The following is a 12,092-nucleotide window of genomic DNA, read 5'->3' as shown; positions in this document are numbered from 1 at the left end:
CAGCGCGCGCAACAAGAATAAAGCACCATCCATTCATGACTGACTTACTCTTCACTCCTGACCAGCATGATGCGGCGTGGCAGCAGACGGCGGAGTTTGCCCAGCGTTACCTCAATGGCGTCGCCGACCGTCCGGTCTATCCCGACCTCGACCGCGCCGCGCTGCGCGATGTGATGGCGGCCCCGCTGCCGCGTGCAGGCTCGCCCCTTTCCGCTCTGTTTGCCGAGCTGGAGGCCGTCATCGTCGCCAACGCCACGCACACCGCCCACCCGCGTTTCCTACCCTATGTCCAGCCGACACCGAACGCGATCGCGCCCTATGCCGATGCCATCGCCAGCCTGCTTAACCAGAATTGTAACCTGTGGCACCTGTCGCCCTCGGCCAATGCGGTTGAACAAACGGTCGTGCGCTGGTTCGCCGACCTGTTCGGCTTTCCCGCCAGCGCCGGCGGCCTGATTACCAGCGGCGGATCAGCCGCCAATCTGGTCGCACTCACTGCTGCACGCGATCATGCCTTGGGGCCAGACGCGCGCAAACATGGGCTGCAGGGCCAAGCGCGTCCGTTGACGATTTATACCTCCGAAGAGGTGCATTCGAGCATCGACAAGGCGGTGTCGGTACTTGGACTGGGCACCGACAATTTGCGCCATATCGCCACTGATGCGACGTTTCGCATCGATATCGACGCGCTCGCGGCAGCGGTGCAGCAAGACCGCGCCGCCGGTCGCCAGCCCTTTTGCGTCGTCGCCAGCGCGGGCACAGTCACCACTGGATCGATCGACCCGATTGCAGAGCTTTCAGCATTTTGCCGCAGCGAAGGCCTTTGGCTGCATATCGACGGAGCCTATGGCGCGCTGACGGTGCTCAGCGAGAGGTATCGCGTGCTGATGCAACCCATCGGCCTGGCTGATTCCGTGTCGCTCGATCCGCACAAATTTCTGTTTTGCCCCGCAGAAGCTGGTTGCGTGATCGTTCGCGATGCCGGCAATTTGCGCCACGCGTTCGGCGCCCAGCCGAGCTATCTGACGATGTCGGAAGACCCCGATTTCGTGGATTATGCCAATTACGGCCCGCAGCTGACGCGCAGCTTCAAGGCGTTCAAAGTGTGGTGGTCACTGAAATTGTTCGGGGCCGACGCCTTTGGCCGGGTTATCGACCGCATGGCGGACCATGCTGACTATATGGCCGCAGGAATCGGCAAGCGACCGGAGCTGGCATTGCTGGCCCCGGTAACATTTAACTGCGTGTGTTTCGGCGTTGCGGCGCTCGACGAGGCGGGCAACCGCGCCGTGCTGAAACAGTTGGTCGACAGCGGCGATGCTTTCCTCGGCCCCGCCAACGTCAAAGGTCGCATTGGCCTGCGCGCTTGTTTCATGAACCTGCGTACCACCCGCGCTGACATTGACTTTATCCTCGACCGGGCATGCGAAATCGGCGAATCGATCGCGGCAGGACGGCAAGGCCAATGACGGATAAACTCGCGGAAATCTGCGCGACGAAGCGTATTGAAGTAGCTGAACGCAAGGCTGCAGCTCTTCAATCCATGCGTGAACATGGGTTAGTCGGCACGCCATGGGACGATGCCACCGATGCGGAAGCGTTGGACCTTTGGGCGGTTGAATGCAGTATAACTGGCGGCTTGCGTAGTTTCCATTCAGCCTTGGTGCGCAAGCATAACGAAGGGAAACTCGCCCTGATCGCCGAAATCAAAAAGGCCAGCCCGTCCAAGGGGCTGATCCGCGCCGATTTTGACCCGGCCGCCCACGCCAGCGCCTATCAGGCGGGCGGCGCGGCGTGCCTGTCGGTGCTGACCGATGGGCCCTATTTTCAGGGGCATTCCGATTATCTGCGTGCCGCCAAGGCCGCCTGCGATCTGCCGGTGTTGCGCAAGGATTTCATGATCGACCCCTGGCAGTGCGCCGAAGCGCGCGCGATGGGGGCCGATGCCATCTTGATTATCGTCGCCGCGCTCGATGATGGCGCGATGGCCGAAATCGAGGCCGAAGCTTTCGCCCAAGGTCTTGAAGTGCTCGTCGAAGTCCACGACGAGTCCGAGCTCGAGCGCGCGCTCAACCATCTGAAATCGCCGCTGATCGGCGTCAACAACCGCAATCTGAAGACGTTTGAGGTTGATCTTTCGACCACCGAGCGTCTGGCCAAGCTGGTTCCAGACGATGTGCTGCTGGTTTGCGAAAGCGGTATAGCCAGCCATACCGACTGTCAGCGCATGGCGGCCAGCGGTGTGCGTACCTTCCTGGTCGGCGAAAGCCTGATGCGTCAGGCGGATGTCGAAGCGGCGACGCGCATGCTATTGACGGGCGCATGACCAAACTCACCCACCTCGACGACGCCGGTCAGGCTGCGATGGTCGACGTGTCCGCCAAGGCCCCGACTGTGCGCGAAGCGGTGGCATGCGGGCGCATCACCATGTCGGCCGCAGCCCTGACCGCCATCCGCGATGGAACAGCGAAAAAGGGCGATGTCCTCGCCACCGCCCGCATCGCAGGCATCATGGCTGCCAAGCGCACCAGCGATCTTATCCCGCTGTGCCACCCGCTCATGCTGGCCAAGGTCGCGGTCGATTTTGTGTTCGAAGCAGAGGGCATCCGCGCCACCGCCACTGCGCGCCTTACAGGCCAAACGGGGGTAGAGATGGAGGCGATGACCGCCGTGTCGGTCGCGCTCCTGACTCTCTATGACATGGCAAAATCGCTCGATAAGGCGATGGTAATCAGTGATATTCGCCTTTTGAGCAAAACCGGTGGCAAATCGGGCGACTGGCAGGCCGCATGAGCGGGCTGCTACCTGTGGAGGAAGCACAGACCCGTCTGCTTGCACTCGCCAAACGACTGCCGGCGGAAACATTGTCTCTCACCACCGCGCTTGGCCGCTATCTCGCAGCCCCCCTTGCTGCGCTGCGCACCCAGCCCGCCGCCGCACTGTCGGCGATGGACGGCTATGCCATTCGCTTCGCCGATCTGCCGGGGCCTTGGCAACAGGTCGGCAGCATCGCGGCGGGCAGTTGGCCCGAAACCGGCATTGCGCCGGGCGAAACGATGCGCATTTTCACCGGCGCTCCGTTACCCGAGGGTGCCGATACCGTGCTGGTTCAGGAAGATGCGGCCGCTACCGATGGCAAAATCGCTCTCACCGGATCAGGCCCCGCCGCGCCGGGCCAGCATGTCCGCGCGGCAGGGAGCGATTTTTTCGATGGCGCCGACCTCGCCGCCGCTGGTGCACGCGTCTCGCCGGGCCTCGTTGCCCTCGCCGCGATGGCAGGACACTCCAGCTTCACCGTCGGTCGCGCCCCGCGGGTGGCGCTGATTTCAACCGGTGACGAACTGGTCGACCCGGGCGCTCCGCTGGCTCCCGGCCAGATCCCGGACAGCAACGCCCCGATGCTGACCGCGTTGCTAACGGCGGTTCCGGCACAGATCGGTGCTATTGTCCGCATCGGCGATGACCGCGCCGCCACCATTGCCGCAATCGACCAGGCCGCCACTACGCACGACGTCATTGTCACACTGGGCGGCGCGTCGGTTGGCGATCACGATCATGTCCACGCCGCCATGACGTCACTCGGCGCCCCGCCCGCCTTCTGGAAAATCGCAATGCGTCCCGGAAAACCGCTGCTCGCGGGGCGCGTCGGCAATGCGGTGCTCCTCGGTCTGCCGGGTAATCCGGCGTCAGCCTTTGTGACGGCGCAGCTGTTCCTGCTGCCATTGTTGCGTCACCTCGCCGGGGCCAACATGCCGCTGCCCGAGGTGGCACACGCCACGCTCGCTGCCCCGCTAGAGGCGGGCGGGCCGCGCCGCGATTATCTGCGCGCGATCGTCGCTGATGGACGCATCACACCCTTTGCGGCGCAGGATAGCGGCCGCACGATTGCACTCGCCAACGCCAACGCGCTCTTGGTTCGCGACATCGGAGACCCGCCCCAGCCCGCAGGCGCACTGGCACCATATATCGCGCTTTGAACAAAGCGGGACCACAGGGGCTTGACGCGGCCCGCTTTGTTCTTTAGCTGTTCTTCCTATGTCCAGAGGCTGACCAGCGAAGGGTGCCAACATGCTTACCGCAAAACAGCAGGAATTGCTCGTCTTCATCCAGCAACGGCTCGACGCCAGCGGCATTTCGCCCTCGTTCGAGGAAATGAAGGAAGCGCTCGGGCTCAAGTCCAAATCGGGCATCCACCGGCTGATCAGTGCTTTGGAAGAGCGCGGTTTTCTCCACCGCCTCCCCAACCGCGCCCGCGCGCTCGAGGTGACGAAGCTACCCGACGCGCTTAAGGCCGAGACCGCGTCTATGCGCAACAATCGTGAAAATGTCGTGCCCTTGCGCAAAAATCCTGCGCGCATTCCGATCGCCGCCAACGACATCATCGAGCTGCCGCTACATGGCAAGATTGCTGCCGGTGTTCCTATCGAAGCGTTCGAAGATTCGGCCGCGCTCGCCGTGCCCGCTGCGCTGCTCGGCCCGGGCGATCATTATGCGCTCGAAGTATCGGGCGATTCGATGGTGGAGGCTGGCATTTTGGACGGCGATTATGCGCTGATCCAGAAAGCCAACACCGCGCGCGAAGGCGACATAGTGGTGGCGCTGGTCGACGGGCAGGACGCAACGCTCAAATATTTCCGCCGCGAAGGCGCGATGATCCGGCTTGATCCTGCTAATGGCGCCTATGAACCGCAGCGATATCCGGCGAACCGCGTCATGGTGCAGGGGAAGCTGGCGGGCCTGCTTCGTCGTTACCACTGACCTGCTGTGCCTGCCGCCATGGGTGGGCATCACTCGGGTCGATGGCGGTACTCAGGGACGGTGGATCGAACCGCACTGCCACGCCGCCGTGGACATCAAATGCATCGCGGTCGAGCGTTAGCCAGCGTGCTCTGCACCCCACCGGCAGCCAGCGATCGGCAATGACAATGTCGGCCGCGGCGCACGCTGCGATCAGTTCCGGCCCGTCAACCAGATAACGGCTGCGCGCTGCCAATATTGTCCAAGTGCGCCCGCCGCGCGCGACCGGCCAACGGCAGAAATCGGCGTTGCATTCGCTGCCGGGGAGTTCGGCAAACGCCGCCATTTCCTCCCCACTGCCTGCCGCCTCGGCCAGTTGTTCACGCACATAGTCGCCTGCGCCCGATCGCAACGTGGCAAAACGGCCATCATTCATCCGTGCAGCAACATGGCGGCCGTCGCCGGTAATCAGCAAATCAGGCGCCGGAGACGCCAGCATCAGGGCAAAGCCGCCCAAGGCCGGTCCCAGTCCCCACCAACGCCACCGCGTTTGCCACAGCAGCACCCACAGCAAGCTGCCTATCGCGAGCGCAAAGCCAATCGGTGATGGGCGCGGCAGTGTGAGCACTGCTCCGGGAACGGAAGCCACAAAATGGGCAATGCCCAACAGGATTTCGATTCCCTTGCCGGCTATCCACCACGCCGGTGCACCCAACCCCAAGCTGTCGAGCGCCAGCGCCAGCGCCTCCATCGGCATAATCACAAAGGTGGTCAGTGGAATCGCCAGCACATTGGCGAGCGCACCGTAAAGTCCGGCGCGATGAAAGTGGAACATGGCAATCGGGGTCAGCGCCACCTCGATGGCCAGTCCGGTCAGCACCAATCCCGCCAGCGCCCGGATAAATCGCGCTGCCGCGCCTTCATCCCGCCGAGCCAGCCAGCCTTGCACGCGCGGGTGCTGGTGCAGCGCAACAATGGTGGTCACGGCCATGAAACTCAGCTGAAAACTGGGTCCTGCCACGGCCTCGGGCCAGAACAGCATCACCAGCAATGCCCCTGCCGCAACCAGCCGCAGTGTCAGCGCCTCGCGGCCCAGCGCCAGCGCCGTCAACACCAGCAATGCGGCTATGCACGACCGGATCGTTGGCACTTCTGCCCCGCTCAGCAGCGTATAGCCGATGCCCGCCAGCGCCGCACCGCCCGCCGCGAGCAGCGGTACCGTTCCCGACCGCGCCAATCGCTGGTTCAGCGCTAGCAGAACCATCATCGCAAACATGGTTCCAGCCACAACCGCCGTTATGTGCAGCCCGCTTACCGAGAGCAAATGCGCCAATCCGCTGCGCTGCATCGCTTCATTATCGGCATCGGCGATGCCGCCGCGATCGCCGGTGACCAGCGCCGCCGCCACACCGCCTGCACTGCCCTGAATTTGGGCCTGGATATGCTTCGTGAGTCGCGCTCGCACTCCGGCATCGGGCGACGGCGCGGTTCCCCCGGCTACGGTCGGCTTGCCGATCACGCTCCCGACTGCCCCCAATCCCTCGAACCAGGCGCGCTGGGCAAAATCATAGCTTCCGGGCAGAGTCGGCCCCGGTGGTGGCATCAACCGCGCGCGTAATCCTATTCCCCGCCCCGCCACGAGTGGTCGATCGGGCAGGTCACGCTGGGCAATCGTTACGCGCACCCGGCGAGGCAGGTCAGCGCGGCCAACGGGCTCCACGACGATTCGCACTGTTTCCCGCGCGGGCAGCGGCTCGACATCGCGGATAATGCCTGAAAAACTGGTGGTAACCGGGCGCGCTACCACCGGACCCGCGACCCACTGGGCGTGCCCCCACACCAGCGCCAGACCCAAAACCGCCGCCAAGGGACCGCGCGTCAGCATGGCCCCCGCCCGCGTCCCGCGAGCGAGCAAATGGGCGACGAGCGCCACGGCAATCAGCAGCCCTGCTGCCCCGCCCCACGCCAAAGGGTGCGGCAGCACGAACCACAACATGATGCCTGCGCCCAGCGCTACTGGCAGCCAAATCCCAATAGCATCGCGCTCTGCCTCAAGACGCGCCTCCAACCGCGTCACCGCTGTCGTCCGGGGGGCCGCAATGGGCGTTTGAAGCGGCACTGTTGCCATGCTAGGGGGTCCCCCGCGACCCGACCGGGCGCCTTATTCAAATTGCGCAAAGAATCGCCTCGTGACAACCCAATCCCGCGCCGCTGCTGAAGCCACCGGCAGCGCCGTTGTAACCCGCTTCGCCCCTTCGCCCACCGGCTATCTGCATATCGGCGGAGCGCGTACTGCGCTGTTCAATTGGCTGTTTGCGCGCCACCACGGCGGCAAATTCCTGCTGCGGATCGAGGATACCGACCGCGCGCGATCAACCGATGCGGCAATTGACGCCATAATTGATGGCATGCGCTGGCTCGATCTCGATTGGGATGACGAGGTCGTCTACCAATTCGCGCGCGCCGAGCGACATGCCGAAGTTGCGCACCAGTTGCTGGCGGCGGGCCATGCCTATGAATGCTGGTTGACGCAGGACGAGCTCGCTGCAATGCGCGCCGAGGCACAGGAAAAGCGCCTTCCTTTCAGGGTGCGTAGTCCATGGCGCGACCGCACCGACCGCGGCGAAGGCCCACCGGTCGTGCGGCTCAGAGCGCCGCAGGACGGCGCCGTTACCATTTCTGACCGCGTACAAGGCGATGTCACCGTCCAGAATTCCGAGCTTGATGACTTCATCCTGCTGCGCTCGGACGGTACGCCCACCTATATGCTCAGCGTCGTCGTCGACGACCATGACATGGGGATCACTCATGTCATTCGCGGCGATGACCATCTCAACAATGCCTTCCGCCAACTGGCGTTGATCCGCGCGATGCAGTGGCCAGAGCCTGTTTATGCCCATGTTCCGCTGATCCACGGTGCCGACGGTGCGAAACTGTCCAAACGCCATGGCGCGCTGGGGGTGGACGCCTATCGCGACGAACTGGGCTATCTGCCCGAGGCGGTGAACAATTATCTGCTACGGCTCGGCTGGGGGCATGGCGATGCCGAGATTATCAGCCGCGATCAGGCCGTCGAATGGTTTGATCTGGCCAACGTCGGGCGCAGTCCGGCGCGTTTCGATTTCAAAAAGCTCGATAATCTGAACGGTCATTATCTGCGCGAGGCCGATGATGTCCGCTTGGCCAAGCTGGCCGCACCGATGCTGACCGCAGAGCTGGGGCGCGACCTGACCGATACAGACCTTGCGCTACTGACGCGGGCAATGGCCGTGATCAAAGTTCGCGCCAAATCGTTGCACGAAGTCGTCGATGGCGCCCGCTTTCTGTTCGCCAAGCGCCCGTTGGTGATGGATGACAAGGCCGCGCAGCTGATTGCCGATGCCCCGGCCGGGCTGGTAACGGCTGCAACCACATGTTTGCGCGGCCTCAACGATTGGAGCGGCGAAAGCATTGAAGCGGCAATCCGCGAACAAGCCGAGATTGCAGGCGTCGGGCTAGGCAAAATCGCCCAGCCGCTTCGCGCTGCGCTGACCGGCCAGGCCGTCTCTCCGGGCATTTTTGACGTGCTCTTGCTCTTGGGACGCGAGGAAAGTCTAGCGCGGCTTGACGCGGTACAATAAGTTCCGGCAGGGGCGAGTCTTCTCTCAGAATCGCCAGCGGGCTACAGGGGAATAATATGAGCCAGAACAGCGCCAGCTTCACCCTTGGCGACCAAAGTGTCGCCATGCCCGTGCATCAAGGTTCTGTAGGGCCTGATGTCGTTGATATCCGAAAATTCTATGCGCAAACCGGCGCTTTCACCTATGACCCTGGTTTCACTTCGACCGCCAGTTGCCAGTCGGCATTGACCTATATCGATGGCGATGAAGGCGTCCTGCTGCACCGCGGCTACCCCATCGGCCAGCTCGCCGAACATTCCAGTTTTATGGAAGTTTGCTACCTGCTGCTGAACGGCGAGTTGCCAACAGCAGACGAACTTCATAACTTCAATTACACCATCACCCGCCATACCATGCTGCATGAGCAGCTCGCGACCTTTTACCGCGGTTTTCGGCGCGATGCCCACCCGATGGCCATCATGTGCGGCGTCGTTGGCGCGCTGTCGGCATTCTACCATGACTCGACCGAAATCAGCGACCCGCACCAGCGCATGGTGGCCAGCCACCGCCTGATCGCCAAAATGCCGACGATTGCGGCGATGGCCTATAAATATTCCGTTGGCCAGCCGTTCATCTACCCGCGCAACGACCTGTCCTACACCGGCAATTTCCTGCGTATGACCTTTGGCGTGCCAGCTGAAGAATATGTCGTTAACCCGATTGTCGAAAAGGCCCTTGATCAGATTTTTATTGTTCATGCCGACCATGAGCAGAACGCTTCGACGTCAACGGTTCGGCTGGCGGGATCATCAGGAGCCAATCCTTTTGCCTGTATTGCCGCGGGTATCGCATGCTTGTGGGGACCGGCCCATGGCGGAGCGAACGAAGCCGCGCTCAACATGCTCCGCGAAATTGGGCGCCCCGAACGAATTCCGGAATATCTCGCCCGTGCCAAGGACAAGAATGATCCGTTCCGTTTAATGGGTTTCGGTCACCGCGTTTACAAAAATTACGATCCGCGCGCGACCGTCATCCAAGGGATGGTGCGCGAAGTCTTGGGCTCGCTGGGGATCAATGACCCGGTGTTCGAAGTCGCGCTGCAGCTCGAAGAAATGGCGCTTAACGACAGCTATTTCATCGAAAAGAAGCTGTTCCCCAATGTCGATTTCTATTCGGGCGTCATCCTGTCGGCGATCGGGTTCCCGACCACTATGTTCACTGCGCTGTTCGCACTCGCCCGCACCGTCGGCTGGGTGGCGCAGTGGAACGAGATGATTTCGGACCCCGAACAGAAAATCGGCCGCCCGCGCCAGCTCTACACGGGCCCGACGCAGCGCGACTATGTGCCGGTAAGCCAGCGCTAAATCAGCCTTTGGGCAGGCGCAGCGTGAAGCGCGCGCCCTGCCCCGGCGCGCTGTCGACCGTCAGGTCGCCGTCCATTGCCCGAGCTAACCGGCGCGCGATGTAAAGGCCCAGGCCAGACCCGCCACTATCGGTGCGGCCCAGCCGTTCGAATTTTTCAAAGATCAGCGATTGCTGATCGGGGGCCAAGCCCTGCCCCTGATCGGCAACGGTAATGCTCGCGTGGGACGCGTCCGCTTCGCCGCGTATCCAGATCATCGAACCTTCGGGCGAGTAGCGGATCGCGTTGCCGATCAGATTGAGCATGATCTGCAATACGCGCCGAAACTCGCCGGTTGCAGGCAAGGCTTCGTCACGCTTGGGTGCGTCAATGCGGATCTGGCGCTCTTCGGCCTTCATCCCGAGCAAACCAACTGCCCGCCGTGCCACATCTGCAAGATCGACGGCCTCACGCGCCGCGTGAAACCCCGGGCGCTCGATATTCTGCAAATCGCCAAGGTCATCGATCAGCCCGAGCAAATGCCGCCCGGCATGCGCAATATCGGCCGCGTAACGGGCATAGTCGGCACGGATCGGCCCTTCAAATTGGCCCGAAATCGTTTCGGCCGAGGCGATAATCCGGCCCAGCGGGCCACGCAATGCCCCGTCGATTCGCCGCCCAAAGCGCGGATCGGACAGCGGCAACGCGCCAAAGGCGGGATCGATGATCCGCGGCGCATCGGCAACGCCGGCATCATCGGCATCAAGCCGCGTCAGCCAACCCCGAAATCCAGAAAAGCCGCCTCCGGCGTCAAACAGTGCCGTTCCGGACATTGCCATGGCCGGGCGGTCGGCAATTAATGCGGCGGGCAAACGCAACCTTTGGTCGGAAAAACTGCGATGATCGGCAAGCGCCAGCAACAGGGGCAATCGGCCATCGCTGTCAGGTTCCAGCTCGAACACTTCGGACAGCGAGCGGCCTTGCCAGCCTTCGGTGGGTGGCGATCCGGTCACGGGTTGCAACGCCAAAAGGCGCAGCTGCGCATCACAGGCCCAGCTCCAATCGGTGGCCATAGATGTGCCAGCGCCGTGCGCGTCGGCATCCGCGAACCCGGCCGCGTCGGCTGCCTGCTGCGAGCGCCATTCGCGGATGATGATTTCGGCTCCATTGGCAACCGGGCTGATCGTCACGGTGGCGCTGATGTCGCTATGATCGTCAGCGGTCAGCAGCGAGCGGGTGATTTCGCGTTCCAGCCGCATGGCCAGCGCCGAAAGGCGCGACAGTTGCGGCAACATCAGCGGGCCACCGAGCTTGCCACCCGCGCGCTCCTGAAGGCGCAGCAGCGCGGGGTCGGCCGCGACCAGCAGCCCCTTGGGGTCAATCTGTCCGGTAACGACCGCGGCGCTCATAACGGGCGGTCCTGCTGGCGTGCTCGCAGCGCATTGGCGCGTGCTGCAACCGCCTGAACCAGATCTTCACTCGCCGGTACCGGCGGGGGCAATGTGGCATTGGTTGGCCGCCCCGGAATTTCGGCAAGGCTATCGAGCAGCGGGGTGATTGCGCCGGGTTCGAGGCCAAGCCCTGTGAAGAATTGCAATACAGCAAGCTCATCCGCCGCCACCAGCGCTGCCGCCGCGTCGGCAATGCGCCATCCGGATCGCACCGCCACCACTGCAATGACCGCCAGCCAATCGTGCCGAGCAATCGCGTCAGCCATAGCGGCTGCCAGCAAATCCGTCGTTTCAAGCGCGTTCACATAAGCGCGCGCCGCACTGTCGGCGGGGCAATCCGCCAAATCGGCCATGACGCGCTCCACTGCCTGGGCGATGGCAGGCGCGCGAGCGTTAAGGTCATTGGCTTGTGCAAGGTCCTGCGCGCCAAGGTCGAACAACAATGCCCGTCGCGCCGCAGCTGGCAATTCGGACGCAAGGAGCAGCGGCAGCCCAAACGCGTCACTGCGCCGACCGTCGGCCACGCGCAGCGCCAACAAGGCCGCATCGACCACCGCGGCGCGCGCCGGTTCGACCCCTGGCGGCACAGCGCTGCTCCGGCGTTTGCCACTCGCATCAGCGAACAAGCCTGGCAGCGGGTCGTGCAGTGGCCCGGTCATCATCCGCCGCCAGCGATATTCCTCCACGCGCGCAAAAATGGCCGGTGCCAGCGCCGCCGCCGATGGTAAGCCGACGCTTTCCCAATGGGCCCAGATGCTCGTGACCGGGATTTTCAACGGTAGCTCCGCGGCCAGCATCTGTACCAGTCGCCGGGTGATGCCGAGGCCGAGCGCCTCTTGCTCCTCGGTCAGCCTGACTGCACCGGGCTGGCCCAGCCGCGCCGCAAGCGCGGCCTGATGCTGCGACCAGCGCGCCGCCGCGCCGCCCAGACCTTCCAGAGAGGGTGATTCCTGCATGCCTGTC

The 12,092-nt window shown here is 63.3% G+C and carries 10 protein-coding genes; 7 read left to right on the top strand and 3 right to left on the bottom strand.

Annotation, left to right across the window (positions count from 1 at the left end; translation table 11 throughout):
• Nucleotides 1-35 precede the first annotated feature (35 nt).
• The 5 genes from AC2TC0_RS08745 to lexA all read left to right on the top strand — a co-directional run bounded on the left by AC2TC0_RS08745 (nt 36) and on the right by lexA (nt 4,758).
• Nucleotides 36-1,469 carry a pyridoxal phosphate-dependent decarboxylase family protein gene (locus AC2TC0_RS08745; RefSeq protein WP_484717121.1) on the top strand — a complete coding sequence of 478 codons (1,434 nt, stop codon included), beginning with the start codon at nt 36-38 and terminating at the stop codon, nt 1,467-1,469.
• Nucleotides 1,466-2,326, top strand: coding sequence for an indole-3-glycerol phosphate synthase TrpC (gene trpC, locus AC2TC0_RS08740; RefSeq protein WP_484717120.1), 861 nt, complete (start codon nt 1,466-1,468; stop codon nt 2,324-2,326). Before AC2TC0_RS08745 ends, trpC begins: the two co-directional genes overlap by 4 nt.
• A complete protein-coding gene (gene moaC, locus AC2TC0_RS08735) occupies nt 2,323-2,793 on the top strand; it encodes a cyclic pyranopterin monophosphate synthase MoaC (protein ID WP_484717119.1) in 471 nt (156 codons plus the stop codon). Before trpC ends, moaC begins: the two co-directional genes overlap by 4 nt.
• Nucleotides 2,790-3,977 (top strand): molybdopterin molybdotransferase MoeA, encoded by a 1,188-nt coding sequence (locus tag AC2TC0_RS08730; RefSeq protein WP_484717118.1) that lies wholly within the window; start codon nt 2,790-2,792, stop codon nt 3,975-3,977. The genes moaC and AC2TC0_RS08730 overlap by 4 nt, the downstream gene beginning before the upstream one ends.
• Before the next feature lie 91 nt (nt 3,978-4,068).
• On the top strand, nt 4,069-4,758 hold the full coding sequence (gene lexA / locus AC2TC0_RS08725; protein ID WP_484717117.1) for a transcriptional repressor LexA: 690 nt from the start codon (nt 4,069-4,071) through the stop codon (nt 4,756-4,758).
• On the opposite strand, the gene AC2TC0_RS08720 is transcribed toward lexA, so the two are convergent.
• A complete protein-coding gene (locus tag AC2TC0_RS08720) occupies nt 4,712-6,865 on the bottom strand; it encodes a ComEC/Rec2 family competence protein (protein ID WP_484717116.1) in 2,154 nt (717 codons plus the stop codon). The two genes, lexA and AC2TC0_RS08720, sit on opposite strands and share 47 nt — an antisense overlap.
• 61 nt (nt 6,866-6,926) lie before the next feature.
• On the opposite strand from AC2TC0_RS08720, the gene gltX reads away from it, so the two are divergent.
• On the top strand, nt 6,927-8,357 hold the full coding sequence (gene gltX / locus AC2TC0_RS08715; protein WP_484717115.1) for a glutamate--tRNA ligase: 1,431 nt from the start codon (nt 6,927-6,929) through the stop codon (nt 8,355-8,357).
• A 56-nt stretch (nt 8,358-8,413) separates the two neighbouring features.
• Entirely contained in the window at nt 8,414-9,700 is a 1,287-nt protein-coding gene (locus AC2TC0_RS08710; protein ID WP_484717114.1) for a citrate synthase, read from the top strand.
• Nucleotide 9,701: 1 nt separating this feature from the next.
• On the opposite strand, the gene AC2TC0_RS08705 is transcribed toward AC2TC0_RS08710, so the two are convergent.
• Nucleotides 9,702-11,087, bottom strand: a complete 1,386-nt coding sequence (locus tag AC2TC0_RS08705; protein ID WP_484717113.1) for a sensor histidine kinase — start codon at nt 11,085-11,087, stop codon at nt 9,702-9,704.
• Nucleotides 11,084-12,085 (bottom strand): hypothetical protein, encoded by a 1,002-nt coding sequence (locus AC2TC0_RS08700; protein ID WP_484717112.1) that lies wholly within the window; start codon nt 12,083-12,085, stop codon nt 11,084-11,086. Before AC2TC0_RS08700 ends, AC2TC0_RS08705 begins: the two co-directional genes overlap by 4 nt.
• Nucleotides 12,086-12,092: the final 7 nt, after the last annotated feature.

The sequence above is a fragment of the Sphingopyxis sp. sgz302558 genome (assembly GCF_057220455.1).
This window is presented reverse-complemented; position numbering and strand designations above follow the sequence as displayed.